Source organism: Xanthomonas sp. DAR 80977 (assembly GCF_041240605.1).
In the GTDB taxonomy this organism is placed as follows: Bacteria; Pseudomonadota; Gammaproteobacteria; order Xanthomonadales; family Xanthomonadaceae; genus Xanthomonas_A; species Xanthomonas_A bundabergensis.
This window is the reverse complement of record NZ_CP162487.1, coordinates 3,409,265-3,431,912: the sequence shown is the minus strand read 5'-3', so window position 1 is coordinate 3,431,912 and position 22,648 is coordinate 3,409,265. Positions and strand designations below refer to the sequence as shown.

9 protein-coding genes are annotated in these 22,648 nt (G+C 66.9%); 8 read left to right on the top strand and 1 reads right to left on the bottom strand.

What is annotated here, in order from left to right; translation table 11 throughout:
- The first annotated feature begins 358 nt into the window (after positions 1–358).
- The 5 genes from AB3X10_RS14480 to AB3X10_RS14460 all read left to right on the top strand — a co-directional run bounded on the left by AB3X10_RS14480 (position 359) and on the right by AB3X10_RS14460 (position 13,802).
- Positions 359–2,719: a S9 family peptidase gene (locus AB3X10_RS14480; protein WP_369975835.1), complete on the top strand. Its 2,361-nt coding sequence runs from the start codon at positions 359–361 to the stop codon at positions 2,717–2,719.
- A gap of 388 nt (positions 2,720–3,107) precedes the next feature.
- The gene (locus AB3X10_RS14475; protein WP_369975834.1) at positions 3,108–6,017 is read left to right on the top strand and encodes a TonB-dependent receptor plug domain-containing protein; all 2,910 of its coding nucleotides are present in this window, start codon (positions 3,108–3,110) and stop codon (positions 6,015–6,017) included.
- A 207-nt stretch (positions 6,018–6,224) separates the two neighbouring features.
- Positions 6,225–8,648 (top strand): beta-L-arabinofuranosidase domain-containing protein, encoded by a 2,424-nt coding sequence (locus AB3X10_RS14470; RefSeq protein ID WP_369975832.1) that lies wholly within the window; start codon positions 6,225–6,227, stop codon positions 8,646–8,648.
- A gap of 58 nt (positions 8,649–8,706) precedes the next feature.
- Complete coding sequence (locus tag AB3X10_RS14465) at positions 8,707–10,296, top strand: glycoside hydrolase family 27 protein (protein ID WP_369975830.1); 1,590 nt, start codon at positions 8,707–8,709, stop codon at positions 10,294–10,296.
- 611 nt (positions 10,297–10,907) lie between these two features.
- Entirely contained in the window at positions 10,908–13,802 is a 2,895-nt protein-coding gene (locus AB3X10_RS14460) for a TonB-dependent receptor (RefSeq protein WP_369981839.1), read from the top strand.
- A 649-nt stretch (positions 13,803–14,451) separates the two neighbouring features.
- Here the strand turns inward: AB3X10_RS14460 and AB3X10_RS14455 are convergent.
- A complete protein-coding gene (locus tag AB3X10_RS14455) occupies positions 14,452–15,477 on the bottom strand; it encodes an Ldh family oxidoreductase (RefSeq protein ID WP_369981837.1) in 1,026 nt (341 codons plus the stop codon).
- A 454-nt stretch (positions 15,478–15,931) separates the two neighbouring features.
- Between AB3X10_RS14455 and AB3X10_RS14450 the strand changes: the two genes are divergently transcribed.
- Genes AB3X10_RS14450 through AB3X10_RS14440 form a run of 3 tightly spaced genes read left to right on the top strand, consistent with a single transcriptional unit; the run spans position 15,932 to position 22,541 of the window.
- Positions 15,932–21,160, top strand: a complete 5,229-nt coding sequence (locus AB3X10_RS14450) for an RHS repeat protein (protein ID WP_369975828.1) — start codon at positions 15,932–15,934, stop codon at positions 21,158–21,160.
- On the top strand, positions 21,157–22,110 hold the full coding sequence (locus AB3X10_RS14445; protein WP_369975826.1) for an RHS repeat-associated core domain-containing protein: 954 nt from the start codon (positions 21,157–21,159) through the stop codon (positions 22,108–22,110). Before AB3X10_RS14450 ends, AB3X10_RS14445 begins: the two co-directional genes overlap by 4 nt.
- Positions 22,107–22,541: a hypothetical protein gene (locus AB3X10_RS14440; RefSeq protein ID WP_369975825.1), complete on the top strand. Its 435-nt coding sequence runs from the start codon at positions 22,107–22,109 to the stop codon at positions 22,539–22,541. The genes AB3X10_RS14445 and AB3X10_RS14440 overlap by 4 nt, the downstream gene beginning before the upstream one ends.
- Positions 22,542–22,648: the final 107 nt, after the last annotated feature.

Sequence of the window (22,648 nt, the reverse complement as noted above, 5' to 3'; positions counted from 1 at the left end):
CGCCGCGACCGGATCGGCCTGCGGATGGCGCCAGGCCTCAAAACGGCCGTTGTCGTGTGCCGACGACCGCGCGCACGGGCGCGGGAACAGGGCGCGCCGCGCGCCGGCCGTCGCCACCGTTTGCGATGCATCTGCAAATTTCCGTATCAAAGGCGATGCTTTTGCACAAGACGCTGCGCACGATGGCGTGAAAGGATCGTGGCTGGCGATGCGCGGCGATGCGCGCCGCGTTCCGTGCCGTGCGTGGATGCACGGCCTCCGATGATCGATGCGGGTTCTCGCTGCCGCGGGCGGCGAGGGCAGCGCATCGCGTGGCCTGAATCCAGTGCAGGCCGGCAGCCCAGAGACCGCCTATCCCATGCAGCGCATTCGCTCGACCCCCCTCTCCCTGGCCCGCTTGCGCCGCGATCCGCGCAGGCACGCGCGTCGCCTGTTCTGCGCCGCGATCGCCGCAGCGGCGCTGCTGCCGGCGCTCGCGCTGGCGGCGCCGAGCACGGACGACTACCAGCACGCGCAGGCGTTGAGCAGCCGCTACGAGGCGCTGGTCGACCGCCAGCCCTCGCAGCAGGTGTGGCTGGATCCCGGGCATTTCCTGTACCGGCGCTCGGTGGCGCGCACCGGCGCCGCACCGGCGATCGAGTACCGCCGGGTCGCGGTGGATGGCGGCCGTAACGAACCCGCCTTCGACCATGCGCGGCTGGCGGCGGCGATGTCCGCGGCCAGCGGCAAGCCGGTCGATGCGGCCGCCTTGCAGCTGGACGAGGTCAAGCTGGATGCGCGCCAGCTCGCCTTCGAGCGCGATCGGGTGCGCTGGCAGTGCGCGCTGCCGCAATACCGCTGCACGCGGACCGAGATGGGCGCGTTGCCGCCCGATTCCTACGATATGAGCATTCCGCTGAAGCAGGGCGTGGCCTACGCGCAGGCGTCGCCGGACGGCAAGTGGCGGGCTTGGGTCGACGCCGGCAACGTGGTGGTCGCACCGGCCGCCGGCGGCACCCCGGTCGCGCTCAGCCATGATGGCAGCACCGCCGAGTACTACGCCGCGGACAGCTTCGCCTGGTCGCCGGATTCGACCCGGCTGGTCGCCTACCGGGTCAAACCGGCGCCGTTGCGCACGGTGTACTACATCGAGTCGGCGCCGCCGGATCAGCTGCAGCCCAAGCTGCACCAGCAGGTCTATGCCAAGCCCGGCGACCCGCTGCCGGTGCTGCAGCCGGTGCTGTTCGACCTGGCGTCGCGGCAGGCGCACGCGGTGCCGACGGCGCTGTTCCCGAACGCGTTCGGACTGTACTGGCCGCAGTGGCGCAGCGACGGCAGCGCGTTCACCTTCGAGTACAACGAACGCGGCCACCAGCGCTACCGGGTCATCGAGGCGGACGGACGCAGCGCGCAGGCGCGCACCCTGATCGAGGAAACCTCGCCGACCTTCATCGAGTATTCCGATCTCAGCGGCAGCCACGAGAACGGCGGCAAGCGCTATCGCCACGATTTCGCCGATGGCGCGCGCACCCTGTGGGCGTCCGAGCGCGACGGCTGGGAACACCTGTACCTGTACGACACGCGCGGCGGCGCCACGCCGCGCCAGGTCACCCGCGGCGAGTGGGTGGTGCGCAAGGTCGAGCGCGTCGACGAGGCCGCGCAGCAGGTCTACTTCATCGCCTCGGGCATGCAACCCGGCGAGGATCCGTACTACCGCCATGCCTACCGCATCGGCCTGGACGGCAGCGGGCTGACCGCGCTGACGCCGGCGCAGGCCGACCATGAGGTCGTGCTGTCGCCCGATGGACGCTGGTTGCTCGACCTGTATTCGCGCGTGGACCTGGGGCCGGTGCTGGAATTGCGCCGCAGCGCCGATGGCGCGCTGGTACAGCAGGTCGAACGCACCGACCTGAGCCGGCTGCGCGCCGCCGGCTGGGTACCGCCGCTGCCGTTCCATGCGCCCGGCCGCGACGGCAAGACCGAGATCTGGGGCGTGATCCATCGTCCGCAGGGGCTCGATCCGCAGCAGCGCTACCGCGTGGTCGAGAACATCTACGCCGGTCCGCACGGCTCGTTCGTGCCCAAGACCTTCAGCGCGCGCGTGCCGGCGCTGACCGCGCTTGGCTTCGCCGTGGCGCAGATCGACGGCATGGGCACCAACAACCGTTCGCGCGCGTTCCACGACGTGGCCTGGCGCAACCTCAAGGACGCCGGCTTTCCCGACCGCATCGCCTGGCACCGCGCCGTGGCGGCGCAGTATCCGTGGTACGCGATCGAGCAGGGCGTGGGCATCTACGGCACCTCCGCCGGCGGCCAGAGTGCGCTCGGCGCCTTGCTGTTCCATCCCGAGTTCTACGTCGCCGCGGTGGCCAATTCCGGCTGCCACGACAACCGCATGGACAAGATCTGGTGGAACGAGCAATGGATGGGCTGGCCGGTCGGGCCGTGGTATTCGGCCTCGTCCAATGTCGACAACGCCTGGCGCCTGCAAGGGCATCTGCTGCTGGTCACCGGCGACATGGACCACAACGTGGATCCGTCCAGCACCTTCCAGGTCGCCGATCGCCTGATCAAGGCAGGCAAGGATTTCGACCTGCTGGTGGTGCCGGGCGGCGACCACGGCGCCGGCGGCGACTACGGACGGCGGCGGCTGGCGGATTTCTTCGTGCGCTGGCTGCAGCAGGCGCCGACGCCCGACTGGAACCGCCAGGCCGCAGCGTCGGCGCCGGTCGCGCGCTGACGGTTGCGCATGCGTCTGCGCCGAGTGGAACGCGTCGATGTGGCGCGCCATGCGATCTATTGACACGTATCGACAAATTTCCACATCAAAGGTGAAGTTTTTCCACAAGACGCTGCACCTGCCGACGTGAAACCCTGCAAGTGCGATGTGCGGCAACGCGCATCGCATTCTGCGCCGTGCGGGGATGCACGGCCTTCTCCATCGATCGATGCCGGTTCTCGCCGCCACGCGCCGCGAGGGCATGGCGTCGTGCGGCCTGGATTTCGATGCAGGCCGGCCACCAGAGAGACCGCCCATGCGCCACGTTCGCTTGCCTTCCCCCCCTCTGGCGTCCGCTTGCCGCGATCGACGCGGACAAGGACGCAGCCTGTTGTGCGCCGCGATCGCCATGGCTCTGCTCGCGGCGTTGCCGGCGGCGGCGCAGGAGGCCGCTGCCGTGCGCGACAACACGGCAGCGACCGCCGACGGCAGCGACGGCGCCGCCGACGCCAAGACCCTGGACAGCGTGGTCGTCACCGGCTCGCGCATCCGCCGCAACGACGCGCTGGAAGGCCCCACGCCGCTGACCGTGATCGGCGCCGAGCAGATCCGCGCGGCCGGCTATACCGAGATCGCCGATGTGGTCAACCAGCTGCCGAGCCTGGCGCTGACCCAGACCAGCCAGACCAGCAACCTGGCCGGCAACCCCGGCATCAACGCGCTGGACCTGCGCGGCATGGGCACGCAACGCACCCTGGTGCTGGTCGACGGCCGCCGCCAGGTGCCGGCGATCCCGGGCACCTCGGCGGTGGACGTGAGCAACATTCCCTCCAGCCTGGTCGAACGCGTCGAGGTCATCACCGGCGGCGCCTCGGCGCTGTACGGCGCCGATGCGGTCACCGGCGTGGCCAACTTCATCCTGAAGAAGGATTTCCAGGGCCTGGACGCCAGCGCGCGCTACGGCATCTCCAGCCGCGGCGACATGCGCAGCAACAGCGTCGATGCGCTGTTCGGCCACAACTTCGCCGAGAACCGCGGCAACGTCACCGTGTACGGTTTCTACGAGCGCGAACCCGATTCGGTGTCCGGCCAGGACCGGCCGTGGACCGCCACCGGCTACCCGATGTACACGCGCAACAACCGCAACCAGCGCTACTGGATCTCCGACAACAACCGCAACATCAACAACGCCGAGGACGCGCAACTCATCCTCGGCGGCCGCCACTACGCGATGACCGCCGACGGCCAGCTGCGCGCGCCGGTGCTCGGCCCGGGCGGCTACGTCAACAGCGTGCCGGTGAGCCTGGCCGATCCGTCCAACGCGCTGGGCAGCCTGCTCACCGACGGCGGCGAGTACGGCGGCCGCTACGACTCGTGGTACCTGGCGGTGCCATCGGATCGCTTCGCCAGCCGCGCCACGCTCAATTTCGATTTCAGCGACAGCCTGCGCTTCTTCGCCAACCTCGGCTATTCGCGCACCACCTCGCAATCGGCGTGGCGCGCGCTGAGCGCGTTCGGCAGCGAGGCGGTGCCGGCCGACAGCCCGTTCATCACCGACGAGATGCGCGCGGCGAACGGCGGCACCATCACCGACGGGGTCTACTTCGCGCGGCACTTCGACGAGGAACTGGGGCAGGGCGGCAGCCAGTACCGGCGCCAGCTGCTGCAGGGCGTGGTCGGCCTGGAAGGCGACTTCAGCCTGGGCACACGCGCCTGGAACTACACCGCGTACTACTCCTACGGCCGCACCGAGCAGCGCAACCGCGACATCGATACGGTGTCCTACACGCGCTACTACCTGGCGGTGGATTCCACCGCCGCCGCCGACGGCAGCGCGATCTGCCGCAGCACGCTCACCGACCCGGGCAACGGCTGCGTGCCGTTGAACCCGTTCAAGCGCCTGACCGCGCAGGAGATCGCCTACCTGCGCTACACCTCGGACTGGGCCACCACCACCATGACCCAGCAGGTGCTGTCGGCCTACGCCTCCGGCGGCATGTTCGACCTGCCCGGCGGCGAGGCGCAGATCGCGTTCGGCGGCGAATACCGCAAGGAGCGCAACGACATCGGCGCGATCGCGCAGTACGATCCGGCCAATCCTGCCTACGACGCCAGCCTGGGCACCACCCAGCTGCCGCTGGTCGGCCAGTACGACGTCAAGGAGCTCTACAGCGAGCTGCACCTGCCGCTGCTGGCCGACAAACCGTTCGCGCAGCGCCTGGGCGTGGACGCGGCGGTGCGCGTGTCCGACTACAACACCGCCGGCCGCACCGTCACCAACAAGTTCGGCATCGACTGGGCGCCGATCCGCGACATCACCTTGCGCGGCACCTACGGCAAGGCGGTGCGCGCGCCCAACATCGGCGAGCTGTACACCGCCAGCAGCATCGGCGGCATGTGGATCACCGACCCGTGCAACACCTACAACCAGCGCTACCGCACCGACCGCAGCCAGTACACCGCGGCCAACTGCGCGCAGCTCAATCCCTCCGACAAGAGCACCTACTGGCTGTATCGCGACATCATCACCAAGGGCAACCTGGACCTGGCCAACGAGACCGCCAAGACCCGCACCGTCGGCATCGTGCTGCGCCCGCGTTTCCTGCCGGATTTCTCGCTGTCGGTGGACTACTACAACATCGACCTGCGCGGGGCGATCGATTCGTTCCCGGCGCAGACCATCATCAACAAGTGCGTGGATGCGCCGACCCTGGACAACCAGTTCTGTTCCTTCGTCAGCCGCGACGCCGACGGCAACCTGCTCAACGTGGTCACCCAGAAGCTCAACCTGTCGCGCTACCTGACCCGCGGCGTCGACTTCGCCGCGCAGTACCGCTACGACCTGGCCGAGCGCTGGGGCCAGAACGCCGGCGCGCTGTCGTTCGACCTGAACTACACGCACCTGATCCGCCAGGACTACACGCTGGATCCGGACCAGCCGGAGGAGGTCACCCGCTTCGCCGGCGTGTTCGGCTCGCCGTCCTGGAAGGGCGTGCTGCGCAGCACCTGGTCCAATGCGCATGCCGGCGCGACCTGGTCGCTGCGGCACTTCTCCAAGATGCGCAACAGCACCGAGATCACCGACACCGACTACCAGAAGGTGTGGACCGGCAACGTGTTCTACAGCGACGTCTCCGGCTACTACCGGCTCAAGTCGGGGCTGGAAGTGTTCGGCGGGGTCAGCAACCTGTTCGATCGCGCGCCGCCGCGGGTGCCGGGGGCGGAGGCGGGCGGCGCCAACTTCGAACTGGGCTACCACGCCGGCGTGTACGACGTGATCGGGCGCATGTACTACGGCGGGATCCGCCTGGCGCTGTGAGCGGCGGGCGCGATTCGGCACAAATCCGCATGTTCGCGCAGCCGTGGCGACAAGACGCGATGACGTATCGATGACACAGTGGCCATAGGCCGCCCGTTCTCGGCCGCGGCCGGGCCTGCGCCCGCCGCCGCCAAGTGCAAAGGAGCAAGCAATGCCGTCTCGCCTTTCCCCTCGGTTCCCCGTGGCCATCCATTCGCGCGGTGCCCGATGAGCGCGCGCTCCGGACATGTCCACACGGCGCACTGCGCGCGCACCGCGCCCGCGGACGATGCGTCGGCGCTGGATCCATCGCGGCGCCGTTTCCTGCAATGGAGCGCATTGGCCGTGGCCGCGGGATTGCTGCGTTTCCCGCTTGATGCCGCCGCGTCCAGCGCCGGCGCGGTGCAGGCGCTGCCGCTGAAGCAGGTCACGCTGAAGCCGTCGCTGTTCCTGGATTCGCTGCAGACCAACCGCCGCTACCTGCTGGAACTGGAGCCGGACCGCCTGCTGCACAACTTCCTGCAGTACGCGGGGTTGCCGCCCAAGGGCGAGGTCTATGGCGGCTGGGAAGGCGACACCATCGCCGGGCACACGCTCGGCCATTACCTCAGCGCGCTGGCCAAGATGCACGCGCAGACCCGCGATGCGGCGCTGCGCCAGCGCATCGACTACATCGTCGCCGAGCTGGCGCGCGCGCAGGCGCGCGATCCGGACGGCTACGTCGGCGGGCTCACCCGCAAGAACGACAAGGGCGCCATCGACAGCGGCAAGGTGGTGTTCGAAGAGGTGCGCCGCGGCATCATCAAGGGCAGCAAGTTCAATCTCAACGGCAGCTGGTCGCCGCTGTACACGGTGCACAAGCTGTTCGCCGGCCTGCTCGATGCAAACGAACTGGCCGGCAACGCGCAGGCGCTGCAGGTGCTGGTGCCGCTGGCCGGCTATCTGGGCGGGGTGTTCGACGCGCTCGACCACGCGCAGATGCAGACCCTGCTGGACACCGAGTTCGGCGGCCTCAACGAGTCCTACATCGAACTGGGCGCGCGCACCGGCGAACCGCGCTGGGTCGCGTTGGGCAAGCGCCTGCGCCACGAGAAGGTGATCGATCCGGCGGCCGCCGGCCGCGACGAACTGCCGCATATCCATGCCAATACCCAGGTGCCGAAATTCATCGGCGAGGCACGCCAGTTCGAGGTCGCCGGCGATGCCGACGCCGCGGCCGCGGCGCGCTTCTTCTGGGAGACGGTGACCACCCATTACAGCTACGCGATCGGCGGCAATGCCGACCGCGAGTACTTCCAGGAACCGGACACCATCGCCGCGTTCCTGACCGAGCAGACCTGCGAGCACTGCAACAGCTACAACATGCTCAAGCTGACCCGGCACCTGTACCAGTGGACGCCGCAGGCGCGCTACTTCGACTACTACGAGCGCACCCTGCACAACCACACGATGGCCGCGCAGCATCCGGCCACCGGCATGTTCACCTACATGACGCCGATGATCAGCGGCGGCGAGCGCGGCTTCTCCGACAAGTTCGATTCGTTCTGGTGCTGCGTGGGCAGCGGCATGGAGGCGCATGCGCAGTTCGGCGACTCGATCTACTGGCAGGACGCCAACGCGCTGTACGTGAACCTGTACATCCCCTCGACCCTGGACTGGCCCGAGCGCGACCTGGCGCTGGAGCTGGACAGCGGCGTGCCCGACAACGGCAAGGTGCGGCTGCAGCTGCGCCGCGCCGGCGCGCGCACGCCGCGGCGCCTGTTGCTGCGGCTGCCGGCCTGGTGCCAGGGCGGCTATACGCTGCGGCTCAACGGCAAGGCCCAGCGCGGCACCGCCGCCGACGGCTACCTGGCGCTGGAGCGGCAGTGGCGCAGCGGCGATGTGATCGAACTGGACCTGGCGATGCCGCTGCGCCTGGAGCACGCCGCCGGCGACGCCGACACGGTGGTGGTGATGCGCGGCCCGCTGGCGCTGGCCGCCGATCTGGGCCCGGTCGCCGAGCCCTACGACGCGCCGGACCCGGCACTGGTGGCCGCGGCCGATCCGCTGGCTGGCTTCGCCGAACTGCCGCAGCCCGGGCATTTCCTGGCCGCCGCCACGCAGCCGCCGGGGCTGACCTTCGTGCCGTTCTACGCGCAGTACGAACGCCGCAGCGCGCTGTACTTCAAGCGCATGGCGCCGGCGCGGTGGGCGCAGGAAGCGGCGCGGCGCGCGCGCCAGCAGGCCGAGCGCGCCGCGCTGCAGGCCAGCGCGGTGGACATGATCCAGTTCGGCGACGAGGCCTCCGAGCAGGCGCACAAGCTCAGCAGCGACACCTCCTTCGGCGGCGCCTACCGCCGCCAGCAGTGCCGCGACGTGCGCGGCAAGGGCTTCGTCGAGTTCCAGATGCGCGGCAGCGCGCAGCCGCTGGCCTTGCGCCTGCGCTTCTGGGGCAGCGACAAGGGCCGCTTCAACATCCTGGTCAACGGCAAGCTGGCGGTGGAAGTGCAGGTGGACCGCAGCCAGGTCATCGACTTCGTCGATCGCGACTACCCGCTGCCGCCGGAGCTGACCCGCGCTGCGGCGCAGCTGACCTTCCGCATCGAGCCGCAGCACGGCGATACCGCCGGGCCGCTGTTCGGCGGCTGGTTGATCCCGGCCGCGAGCGCATGAGCGCCGCCGCTGCGCCTGCGCGCAGCGGCGCTGCCGTTCCCTGACAGGAGATCCACCGATGGCGTCGCGCTCGCGTTCCTTTCACCGTGCCCGCCGCTGGCTGTGGCGCGGCCTGCTCGCGCTCGCCGTGGCCGGTTGCGGCGGCTGCGCGCACGCACCGCCGCCGGCCGCGGCCATGGCGCCGGCGAGCCCGCTGCAAGGCATCTGGGTGATCGCGCAGGGGCCGTCCTTCCCCGGCCCGCGCTACCTGCGCATCGCCGAGCGCGATGGCCAGGTGCAGGGCAGCATCACCACCGACTGGTACGGCGACGTGCCGATGCAGCAGCTGCGCATCGACGGCGACGTGGCCCATTTCCAGATCGACAACGGCAATCCACGGCTGCCGGCGCAGCCGTGGACCGCGACCCTGGAGCACGGCCAGCTGCACGTGGCCGGGCGCATCTGGGACGAGCAGGTGGACGTGCGCGCGAGCCGCGGCAGCGAGGCCGACGCGGCACGGCTGGCGTTTCCGGCCGCGCCGCTGCCGGCTTATGCCGCGCTGCCGGTCGATGGCCTGGCGCGCACCCCGCCGCTGGGCTGGAGCAGCTGGAACCGCTTCGCCGAGCATATCGACGACGCCACCGTGCGCCGCATCGCCGATGCCATGGTCGCCTCCGGGTTGCGCGATGCCGGCTACGTCTACGTCAACATCGACGACGGCTGGCAGGGCCAGCGCGACCGCGACGGCGTGCTGCAGCCGAACGCGCGCTTCCCCGACATGCGCGCGCTGGCCGACTACGTGCACGGCAAGGGGCTCAAGCTCGGCCTGTACAGTTCGCCCGGTCCCAAGACCTGCGCCGGCTACACTGGCAGCTACGGCCACGTCGAACAGGACGCGCGCACCTGGGCGGGCTGGGGCATCGACTACCTCAAGTACGACCTGTGCTCGGGCGAGGGCATCTTCCGCGAGCCGCAGCAGGTGCGTCGCGCCTATCTGCAGATGGGCCAGGCGTTGCGCGCGAGCGGGCGGCCGATCGTCTACAGCCTGTGCCAGTACGGCCGCGACCATGTCGGCCAGTGGGGCCGCGAGGTCGGCGGGCACCTGTGGCGCACCACCGGCGACATCGAGGACAACTACGCGAAGATGGCCTCGATCGGTTTCGAGCGCAACGGCGATCCCGCCGATGCGGGCCCGGGCGGCTGGAACGATCCGGACATGCTCGAGGTCGGCAACGGCGGCATGAACATGGAGGAGTACCGCACGCATCTGTCGCTGTGGGCGCTGTCGGCGGCGCCGTTGCTGCTGGGCAACGACCTGCGGCAGATGACGCCGGCGACGCTGGCGCTGCTGCGCAACCGCCAGGTGCTGGCGATCGACCAGGATGCGCTGGGCGTGCAGGGCAGGGCGGTGCGCAAGGACGGCGCGATCGAAATCTGGCGCAAGCCGCTGGCCGACGGCGGCGTCGCGCTCGGCGTGTTCAATCGCGACACGCAGCCGCATCGGGTGGCGCTGTCGGCGCAGGATGCCGGCAGCGCGCTGCAGGGGCGGCGTTGGCACGATCCGTGGCGCGGCCGCAACTGGCCCGCCAGCCAGCTGCGCAGCGTGCAGGTCGCCGCGCACGGCGTGGTGCTGCTGCGGTTGTCGCCGCCGGCTGCACGCCCGCACTGAGTCCGGCAAGGCGGGACGCGCGATCGTGCGTCCCGTCGGCGATGCCCTGCACTCGCTTGCGCGCTGCGCGCGTGGCGTTGCGTGACAGAAGGCGACAACGGTTGGCATGCGTCGACACACGATATATGCCGAGTTGCACGCCACTGCGCGCGAACGCACCGTGGCCGCATAGCTGAACCGGAAGCAACGGGCATGCATGCCGGCCGATGGCGCGATCTCACCGCGCCGCGACGACCATGCGTTATTCCGCATGCAGAACCGCTAATTGCGACAAGACGCGGGCCGTGGTTCCGGGCACATTGTGATCACATCGTTAAAACGTGATGACTTTTTGTTTTCCGGCCGACGCGCCGGTGCGCGGGACAGGAGCCGCCACCGCCGTTCGCCACCCACCGCAGGACCGGGGATCTGCGCACGCGCCGCGTGCGAAGGACAGCAAGCATCCCCGTGATTGCGTCCGGCCTTCGCCCAGGGCCGCGGCGCAGGTGCGTAGTCACTGGCGGCGCTACCGAAGCGCCGTCCTCTTTGTTCGATCCGTCCGCTGGCGCAAGCCGGTGCGGAGCCGTTCGGCCCTCGTTTCGCCCATGCCACGTGTCGCCATCGCCCAGGAGATTCCCATGTCGTTCCCGCACGCAAGCCATCCTTCCCACCATCGCGCGCCGGTGCCGCAACCGCTGGCGCTGGCCGTGGCCGCCGCGCTGTCGCTGGGCGCCGCATGTCCTGCGCTGGCGCAGGAGGCGAGCACGGACGACGGCAAGACCCAGACCCTGGACAGCATCGTGGTCACCGGCTCGCGCCTGCGCCGCGTCGATACCGAAACCGCCAATCCTGTGGTGACCATCAACCGCGCGCAGATCGAGGCGACCGGCAAGGCCACGCTCGGCGACCTGGTGCAGGAGTTGCCGTCGATCGCCGGCAACGCGACCAATCCCAATACCAACAACGGCGGCGGCACCGGCGCCTCGACCATCTCGCTGCGCGGCCTGGGCGAGAAGCGCACGCTGATCCTGGTCAACGGCACGCGCCTGGCCAGCAACGACGTCAACGCGATCCCGGCGACGATGATCGAGCGGGTGGAAGTGCTCAGCGACGGCGCCTCGGCGGTGTACGGCTCGGACGCGATCGGCGGCGTGGTCAACTTCATCCTGCGCAAGGGCTTCGACGGCATCGAGGGCAGCACCGACTTCGGCACCAGCTCGCGCAGCGACGGCAACCGCCGCAACTTCTCCCTGACCGCCGGCAAGACCGGCGAGCGCGGCAGCATCGTCGCCGGCCTGTCCTACCACAACATCGATCCGGTCTCGGCCGGCGAGCGCAGCTATTCCAAGGATGCGCTGTCGCTGATCGATGGCGTCGGGGTGAAGCAGGGCTCCTCGGCCACGCCGACCGGCAGCATCAGCTTCAACGACGGCTCCGATGCGGCCAAGGCGCTGGCGGCGAGCAACGGCTGCTCGCGGGTCACCTTCAACGGCGGCAGCAGCAGCCCGACCAATGCCAGCCAGTACCACTGCTACGTCGCCTCCACCGATTCCTACAACTACCAGCCGTACAACCTGCTGCAGACGCCACAGGAACGCACCAATGCCTTCGTGATCGGCAGCTTCCGCTTCAACGACCACCTGGAAGGCTACGTCAACACCTACTTCAGCAAGACCACCTCGTCCTCGATCATCGCGCCAATCCCGATCTTCGCCAACGGCGACAACTTCCTGGTCTCGGCCGACAGCTACTACAACCCGTTCGGGGTCAACTTCGGCACCGACCGCAGCACCGGCACCTCGTACAACAACTTCAACACCCGCGCCACGGTGCTGGGCAACCGCCGCTACGAGTACAACACCTACAACTTCCAGATCAATCCGGGCCTGCGCGGCAGCTTCGGCGACAGCTCCTGGCAGTGGGATGCCAGCGTCAACTACGGCAAGGTCAAGCAGAAGTCGATCAACTACGGCTTCCTCGACTACGCCGGGTTCAACGCCGCGGTGGGTCCATCGTTCCTGGACAGCGATGGCACGGTCAAGTGCGGCAGCGCCGGCGCGGTGATCGCCGGCTGTACCCCGATCGACGTGTTCAACCTCAACAGCGAGAGCAACAAGGCCGCGCTGGAAGCGCTGGTGGTCAACCCGATCGTGACCAGCGTCTATACCGTCAAGCAGTTCGAGGCCAACGCCAACGGCAACCTGTTCGACCTGCCGGCCGGCACGGTGAGCCTGGCGGCGGGCGTGTCCTACCGCAAGGAAAGCACCTCCACCGCCGCCGATCCGCTGTGGACCGGCGACGAGAACGGCATGTGCGGGGTGATCGAATTCTGCGCCACCGTGCTGGGCGGCAGCTTCAGCGTCAAGGAAGCCTATGCCGAGGCGCTGTTCCCGTTGCTGGCGGACCTGCCGCTGGTGCATTCGCTGAACCTGACCGTGGGCAGCCGCTTCTCCGACTACGACACCGTCGGCAGCAAGACCAACAGCAAGGTCTCGCTGGAGTACCGCCCGATCGAGAACCTGCTGCTGCGCGGCACCGTGTCGCAGGTGTTCCGCGCGCCGAACATCAACGAGCTGTATTCCGGCGTGGTCGGCGATTCGCCGTCGGTCACCGATCCGTGCAACGGCTACACCGGCGGCCATGCCGCGGCCTGCGCCAACGTGCCCACCGACGGCAGCTACCAGCAGGCCGACAACCAGGTCGGCGCCAAGGCGTCCGGCGCGGTGGTGGCCGGCTACCAGCTCAAGCCGGAGACCGGCAAGTCCTACGACTTCGGCGTGGTCTACGATCCGGGCTGGCTGGATGGCTTGTCGATGAGCGCGGACCTGTGGAAGATCAACCTGCAGGACACCATCACCCAGGTGTCGGCGCAGACCGTGCTCAACCAGTGCTACGCCAATGCGTCCAGCGCGTTCTGCGCGCTGATCCACCGCAACGACAACGGCACCATCAACTACATCGCCGAGCCGACCGTGAACCTCGGCAAGCTGTGGGCCAGCGGCGCAGACTTCAGCCTCAACTACCGCCTGCCGGACACCGCCTGGGGCAGCTTCAACGCCAGCCTCAACGGTACCTACGTGATCCGCTACGACATCAACCCGGACACCACCGACGCCAGCACCGTCACCATCCACAACGCCGGCAAGTACACCTACGCCTACGGCAACTTCCCGCGCTGGCGCGGGCTGGGCACGCTGAGCTGGAACCTGGGCGACTGGAGCGCGTCGTGGCGCATCCGCTACATCGGCAGCACCGAGATCGGCAGCGCCGATACGCGGCAGGGGCTGTCGGCCGATGCCGACCAGGCCGCCGTGGTGCGCGGCATCGGCTCCTACGTCTATCACAACGTGCAGGTCGGCTATAACTTCAAGCCCTGGCACACCCGCGTCGAACTGGGCGTGGACAACCTGGCCGACAAGCAGCCGCCGCTGTACTACGCCAACAACGTGACCAATGCCAACACCGACGTGGCCACCTACGATCTGCTCGGCCGCTACTACTGGGCGCGGGCCACGGTGAAGTTCTGAGCGCGCGCCGAACAGTCAGAACCAGGATGGCGCAGGCGCCGCTTCCGGTTGGCGTCTGCTCGAGCGCGTCGTGATGTGACGGTGCGCGATGCCGGTGGCAGCTCCGTACAGGGCTGCCGCCGGTGCCGCGCAACTCCGTACACGGGTCTTTTGGAACGATCGCCAGGGCGTGGCGATCAACGCCCATCGCGCCGCGCTCGGCGAGTGCAGGATTGCGTGGAAGGGCGGCGCTACTGCCAAGGTCGGGTATCGGTACGCCGGTCGCGCGATCTGTTGCATTGGGACAACCGCGGCATCGCGCTGCCGACGCGGGATCGGGAATCGAACATGGCTCAGGGCCAATACGGAGCACGGCGCCACCGCAGCGTCGTCGGCCCGTCCCTGGGCCGATTTCGGAGCTACGGCCCATGGCAGGCGTGGCGCTGACTTTCTTCGCATTCAAAGCGCCTACGTGCCGCCATGGCCGGGGCGTGTCATCTACATCAGCGACCGTTGGAATCTAGGCGATCCCATCGACGGGCGTCATGTCTGTTGCCGTTGACGCTGGACGGTCGGAGCTTTCGGTTCGATTGGCGCGGTGCCTGGTCGCCTGCGCAGCCGCGAGAGCGGGCGACGCTTGGCGCTAGCGCCGTAGCCGTTCTGCGCCGGCTTACTCCAGCAACGTCAGCAGGTCCCGATGCAGGTCGCGAGGAATCCGCACGCCTTCGCGTAGGCTGTGCGTGCGCGCCTGATAGCGGCGTTGCGAGGGCAGCCGCGCACCGGTGTCCTGGTAGGCGACGAAGAAGGTTTCGGCGCGTGCCATGTGCGTGGCCCACTCCGCGCCGAGGAAGCGCACTGGGTCCAGCGCCAGGATCAATTCGCCATGGTAGGGCGAGGCGCCGGCGCCGGCGTCGTGCGCCAGCGATTCGGCGCTGGTGAGATCGCCGATCAGCGGCCCGGCGATCAGTTCGATCATCGCCGACAGTGCCGATCCCTTGTGTCCGCCGAAGGTCAGCATCGCGCCACCGCCGCCGGCGACCACGTTCGGATCGGTGGTCGGCCTGCCTTCGGCGTCCACCCCCCAGCCTTCGGGAATCGGCAGGCCGGCGCGGCGGTGCAATTCGATCTCGCCGCGCGCCACCGCGCTCGTGGCGAAATCGAACACGAAGGGAAGCGCGTCCACGCGCGGCCAGCCGAACGCGAGCGGGTTGGTTCCCAGCAAGGGCGTATGGCCGCCGGCCGGCGTGACCCAGGCATGGCTGGGATTGCAGATCAGCGCGACCAGCCCGGCCTCGGTGATGCGCTCGACTTCCGGCCACAGCGCGGAGAAATGCACGCAATGGTTGATCGCCAGCGCCGCCAGCCCATTGCCGCGCGCTTTCTCGATCAGCGACGGCAGGCCCCGCTCGAACGCCAGCAGCGAGAAGCCGCCGCGTGCATCGACGCGGACGATGCCGGGCGCCTGATCGTGCACGACCGGCTCGGCATCGCCCACGACCTTGCCGTTGCGCAGCGTCGCCACACAGCCCAGGGTCCGGTACAGCCCATGCGACGCGCAGCCGTCGCGTTCGCCCGCGACGATCGTGGCGGTGAGGGTTCGCACATGCGCCTGGCCGAAGCCGGCATGGCGCAGGATGCGTTCGACCAGCACGGTGGCCTGGTCCAGGGACAGTGCGACGGTATCGCTGGCGTTCATCGAAAAAGCGCGGGCGGGGGTGAACCGGATTCTCGCCCGCGCCACGCTTCGTGAAAACCCTCGGATTGCCAACCGGCAGCGAGCGGCTTGACCTGCGTTCCAGTCAGGCGTCGCGCCACGCAACGCCTGCACACTCGGGTGACGTCGTAATGAATCGGCTGTGCGCGAATTGCGTAACGGCCAAACTGGTGGTGTCGAATTTTCAGGAGACGGCACCGCTCGTCGGGCACCGGAGAATTTCCTTGACAGCTATCCCTGAATTAGCTCGATAATTCGACGAGGCCGGGATCCGGCCGGCAGGGGGATTTTCCGTTCAACTCATTGCCTCGTGCCTTGGCGCGATGGGTTCTTGTTGCGCTTTTTTGCGATTTTCGTTGTCGCGATACTCGCCGTCGGCAGCCTCGCGATCGTTCAGGGAATTCGGCCCGCAACGGGCTGAAAGGGAAGAGGCGAGATGTTCAGAGTGCGGCCGGTGATCGGCATGGTGCTGGTGTGCCTGGGTGCGCGTGCGCACGCGGCGGACGACTTGGCGCCTTACGAGGAATACGAGAAGAAGATCAAGGCCGCGCAGGTCGTCGGCCCGCTGAAGGGCGACATCTTCGGCGAGAACATCAGCCTGTACGATCGCAGCGTCAGCTTCCGCGCCACCGATGTGGACGTGCCAGGCAACAACGCGCTGCCGGTGGCGGTCGGACGCGAGTTCAAGGTCATGAACAGGCGCCAGGAGTATGTCGCCAAGGGATTCGGCGACTGGGAAATCGACACGCCGCGCGTGTACGGCGAGTTCCTGGCGGAGAAGGGGTGGGTGACGACCAGCGCTTCGCCTGCTGCGCGGTGCTCGGTTCCGGCCAGACCCGATGCTGCGATGACGGTCAATGGGATCACCTATCCCGGCATTGCCGACGACGTCTGGCACGGCTACTACCTGCATGTTCCCGGTGCCGGCGAGCAGGAGCTGCTGGTCGACAACCAGACCAAGACCCCGCGCCCCACCGACGGCGTCACCCGTCCCTGGATCACCAAGGAAGGCTGGCGCCTGGGCTGTCTGGCCAGCGTCAGCAACTATGCAGGCGAGGGATTTCTCGCCATCTCGCCGTCGGGCGTGAAGTACTACTTCGACTATGCCGTCGCCATCACTATCAAACCCTACAGAGTGTCTATTCAAGGGACAGGTAACCTGGCGGCGCGCACGCGCATCGCACTGATGGCCAGCCGTGTCGAGGACCGTTTCGGCAATTGGGTCACCTATAGCTACACGGGCGACAAGCTGTCCTCGATCCAATCCAGCGACGGACGCGCGATCACGCTGACCTACAACGGCGATCTGATCAGCAGCATCCAGGCCAACGGCCAGACCTGGAGCTATGGCTACGAACTCAGCACCGCCTACCCGACGCCACAGGGCGGCTATCGCCTGAAGACCGTCACCCAGCCCGACGGCTCGCAATGGACCTACAGCATCGCCAGCGGCAGCATGTTGCCGACGCGCGAACCGCCGGCCGGCGGCGGTGCCAGCAATTGCGTTTCCGAACCGGATGCGATGAACGGCGCTGTGTCGCTGCAGGTCACCCATCCCTCGGGTGCCACCGGCCTGTTCGCGTTTGGCTACCAACGCCAATATCGCAACCATACCCCGATCCATCCCTGCGACTATGCCGGGCAGACGCCGACACCCTACGTCCCGAGTTATTTCGACAACTACGTGCTTGCCTCGAAGACCGTCACCGGCCCTGGCCTGGCGCAACAAGTCTGGAGCTATGCGGCCGATACCCCCGCGACCAAGTTCTACACCTCGGGCCAAGCCACCGATCCATGCCCGACGTGCGTTCCGAGCAAGACGGTGAAGGTGACCAATCCCGACGGCACCGCAACGGCCTACGAATTCGGCTTCATGTACGGCCTCAACGACGGCCGCCTGCTGAGTACCGCCGCGCTGGACGCCAACGGCAACACGGTGTCCAAGACCAGCAATACCTACTTCGCCGATGGCGACGTCGCCGCGCAGCCGTTCCCGGCGGAAATGGGCCAATCCCTGCTCGGCATTCCCAATCCGCTGACCAATGTGCTGCGCCCGCTGCGCAGCAAGACCGTGGTGCAGGACAGCGTCTCCTATACCTGGACCGCGAATGGCTTCGATGCCTTTGCACGTACGCTCAGCGTCACCCGCGCCAGCCCCTGGCACTCGCGCACGGATGCGGCCGAGTACTACGACGACCTGGGCAAGTGGATCGTCGGCCAGAGCGCCAAGAGCACCAATACCAATACCGGCCTGGTGGAGTCGCAGACCAGCTACGACGCCAACGCGATGCCGTCGCAGCGCTGGTCGTTCGGCAAGCTGCGCCTGACCCTGGGCTACAACAGCGACGGCACGCTGGCAACGGTGAAGGACGGCAACAACAACACGACCACCGTCTCCAACTGGAAGCGTGGCGTGCCGCAGTCGATCCGCTACGCCGACGGCAGCACCGAGTCGGCCACGGTCAACGACAGCGGCTGGATCACCGCGACCACCGACGAGAACGGCTACACCACCAGCTATGGCTACGACGCCATGGGCCGGCTGGCGAGCATCGCCTATCCGGCCAGCGACAACGTGGCCTGGAACACCACCACGCAGGCGTTCGAGCAGGTCAACGGCAGCGAGTACGGGCTGGATGCCGGCCATTGGCGGCAGACCGTGGCCACCGGCAACGGACGCAAGCTGACCTACTTCGATGCGCTGTGGCGCCCGGTGCTCACGCGCGAGTTCGATACCGGCAACGAGGCCGGTACCCAGCGTTTCCAGAAATTCGCCTACGATTACGACGGCCGCACCACCTTCAGTTCCTACCCGGGAACCAGCGATACGCTCAGCACCGGCACCTGGAGCGAGTACGACGCGCTGGGCCGTGCGACCTCGGTGTCGCAGGACAGCGAGCTGGGCCTGCTGACCACGCGCACCGAGTACTTGAGCGGCGTCCGCACCCTTGTGACCAACCCGCGTGGCCAACAGACCACGACGGGCTTCCAGGTGTTCGATCAGCCGGACTACAGCAAGCCGGTGTCGATCATGCATCCGGAAGGCGCCGTTACCGAGATTCCGCATGACGTGTTCGGTAAGGCATTGGCGATCCATCGCCGCAACAGCGATAGCTCGCTGGCGGTGACCCGCAGCTACGTCTATGACGGCTACCAGCAGTTGTGCAAGACCGTGGAGCCGGAGACCGGCGCCACGGTGATGGACTACGACGCGGCCGGCAACCTGGCCTGGTCGGCCAGCGGGCAGAGCTACACCTCGACCTCGGCCTGCAACACCGCCGACGTCGCCGCCGGCGCCAAGGTCGGCAGGAGCTATGACGCGCGCAACCGCCTGGCCACGCTGGCGTTCCCCGATGGTGTCGGCAACCAGTCCTTCGTCTACACCGCCGATGGCCTGCCGGCCCAGGTCACCACCAACAACAGCAACGGCGGCGATGCCGTCGTCAATGCGTATACCTACAACAAGCGCCGCCTGTTGCAGGGCGAGAGCATGACCCAGCCGGGATCCAGCGCGCTGAGCATCGGCTACGCCTACACCGCCAATGGCCATCCGGCCGGCGTCACCTATCCCTCGGGGCTGGCGCTGAACTACGCGCCCAACGCGCTGGGCCAGGCCACCCAGGCCAATGGCTATGCGCTGGGCGTGAGCTACTACCCGAACGGGGCGATCAAGCAATTCACCTACGGCAACGGCATCGTGCACACGATGGCGCAGAACGCGCGCCAGCTGCCGGCGCGCAGCTCCGACAGCGGCGCCAGCAATCCGCTGGACCTGGGCTACACCTACGACGCCAACGGCAACGTCGGCGGCATCACCGACTACGCCCGCGGCCGGCAGACCCGCAGCATGAGCTACGACGGGCTGGACCGCCTGTCCACCACGCAATCGGCGATGTTCGGCGGCGACAACCTGGCGCGTTACAGCTACAACGTGCTCGACGACCTGACCGCGGTCAAGGTCGGCGGCAGCCGCGACTACAGCTATTTCTACAATTCCAACCGGCAGTTGCTGAGCGTGAACAACAGCTCCGACAGCTCGGCGGTGATCGGGTTGAGCTACGACGCCCAGGGCAACCTGTCCAACAAGAACGGCGTCCACTACCTGTTCGACAAGGGCAACCGCCTGCGCGAGGTCACCGGCGTGGAGACCTACCGCTACGACGCGCAGGGCCGCCGGGTACTGGCCAACAGCCCGAGCCTGGGCAACATCGTCTCGCTGTACGGGCAGGACGGCGTGCTGCGCTACCAGCGCGACGAGCGCGTCGGCAAGATCTCCGAGTACGTGTACCTGGGCGGCAGCCTGCTGGCCAAGGTCAGCAACCTGCCGACGCTGGCCTCGCCCAGCGTGACCGTCCCCGACTACAGCAGTTCCGGCAGCTACACCGTGCAGTGGTCCACGGTGGCCTCGGCCAACCGCTACGAACTGCAGGAGCAGGCCAACGGCGGCAGCTGGACTGCACTGTACTCCGGCACCGCGACCAGCCAGGCGGTCTCCGGCAAGGCGGCGGGCAGCTACGCCTATCGCGCCCGCGCCTGCCTGGGCAGCTACTGCGGCGCATGGAGCGCCACCGGCACGGCCGTGGTGCAGTTCGCGCCCAGCGATGCGCCCAGCATCAGCGTGCCCGGCACCGGCGTGGTCGGCAACTACACCATCAGCTGGGGCACGGTCACCGGCGCGGCCACCTACTCGCTGGAAGAGAGCGCCAACGGCGGCAGCTGGAGCGTGTCCTACAGCGGCGGCGCGCAGAGCAATGCCTACAGTGGCAAGGCAGCGGGCAGCTACGCCTACCGCGTGCGCGGCTGCAATCCGGCTGGGTGCGGACCGTACTCAGGCACCGGGACGGTGCAGGCGGTGTATGCCCCGGGTTCGGCGCCGTCGTTGAGTGCGCCGGCGACCAACACCAGCGGCAGCTACACGCTCAGCTGGAGCACGGTGGCCACCTCCAGCAGCTACACCCTCGAAGAAAGCAGCAACGGCGGCAGCAGCTGGAGCGGGATCGCCTCGGTGGGCGGAACCAGTGCAGGCGTCAGCGGCCGAGGTGCTGGCACCTATCTGTACCGGGTCAAGGCGTGCAATGCGGCCGGATGCGGTAGCTACTCCAGCAACGCCTCCACGCAAGTGATCTTCGCCCCGAGCGGCGCGCCCAGCCTGAGCGCTCCGGCCAGCGCCGGCGTCAACGGCTACACGGTGAGCTGGAGCGGCGTGGCCACCGCCAGCAGCTACACGCTGGAAGAGAGCGCCAATGGCGGCGGCTGGACGGCGACCCAAAACGCCAGTGCCACCAGCCAGGCCTTCTCCGGCAAGGGCAACGGCAGCTATGCCTACCGGGCCAAGGCCTGCAACGTCGCCGGCTGCGGGCCGTATTCCAACACCCAGACCACGGTGGTGGATACCTCGCCCCCGGCGACGCCAGCGTTCAACGCACCCAGCTATCGCTACGTCAGCGGTGGCACCGGGAGGTACTACCTCGACTGGACCGCCAGGGCACGCGCGACACGTTACGAGGTGACCGGCGCGGTCAGCTACTCCGGCCCCAACACCATCGTCACGTTGAACAAGACCGGCAGTGGCAACAGCGTCCAGGTCCGCGCCTGCAACGAGAACGGCTGCTCGGCCTGGTCCGCCGCCTTCACCCCGCCGCTCGAGGGAGGGCCGAACCAATGAGCATCGGACACGAAATGAAAGGAAGCGCCAAGCTCTTGACCAAACTGTTGTGGCTGCTGGCCCTCGCGCTGCCGCTTCACGCTGCTGCCGAAACGGTGGAGTATTTCCACACCGACGCCCTGGGCACCCCGATCGCGGTAACTGACGCCACCGGCAACCTGATCGAGACCAGCGAGTACGAGCCATACGGCAAGCTGCTCAACCGCCCGGTGACCGATGGACCTGGGTTCACTGGCCACGTGCAGGATGCGGCGACCGGGCTGACGTACATGCAGCAGCGGTACTATGATCCGCTGGTCGGGCGGTTCTTGTCTGCAGATCCAGTGTCAGCGAGCCCTAAAGCAGGGAGTAACATGAATCGCTATTGGTACTCTAATAACAATCCATATCGATTCAATGATCCGGATGGGCGATATGTTTGTTCGGGAAGCGATTCGGATTGTCAGGCAGTCAAGTCGGCACTGAGGGACGCGCGTTCTATGACGCAGAGCGCGATAAAAGTTGGCGAGAACAAAGCTGCACTTAATTCTGTTTTGAAATTTCTCGGAAAAGATGGTGTTAATAATGGAGTGACAATAAAATTTGTTAGTGGATATGGGATGGGAAATACTTTGTCGCAGGGTGGAAAAACAACAATAGCCATTGACAGGGAGGGGATAAATAGTCGGGCTGATAGACGTGGAATCTCTCAGAGTGCTGCTTTGACGGCAACGCTATTCCATGAAGGTCAACACGGGATCGACTGGAAGCGTGAAGGTATGCCTAAGACAAGCCACCAGGAAAATGCAGGAGAACTTCGTGCGGCGAGAACCGAGGCTAATGCGTGGGAATTAATGAAAACTGATTCTTGGTGGGGTACTTGGACAAATCTCGGCGGTTATAACGAAGGTGCGATAAAGAATGAGGCTGATGCGGCTACCAATCTTTGGTGTGGAGGTGTATGCAAATGAAAAAAATGATTAGATACACCATTGGTTTTGGATGCATTTCTGCTTTCATGGTTACAGCAGGATTGGCTCTTGCCGAAGAGGTGGGTGCGAAAGATGTAACAATTTGTTCAATAATTTATTCCAAGGATGAGGTTAATCATAAGCGCGTTCGTGTTGATGCATATGCTTTGACAGACATGCACATGACTATGCTTTACGATAGTAACTCTGGGGGAAGGGGGGTTTCGCTCTTTGTGCCAGAAAAGATGAGAAAAGATCCAGAAGTTGTTGAGCTTGTCGATAGTAGTTTTGGGCCTGAGGCTTTTGATGGAAATTATCAGGTATGGGCAACATTTACAGGGGAGGTAACTGTTAACAAGGGGGCAAGGCCGGAGATTGTGTTCATTCTGGAGGATATTTCGGACGTGAAAAAAAAACCCAAAGAGCACTGATGCGTAGTTCTAATGCATAGTTGCCAAGCAGGCTTTATAAGATATAGTGCAATGATAACTATGCCTATTAGGTGGGTGCTCGCAACATTGCCGGTTGTGGGCCGTAC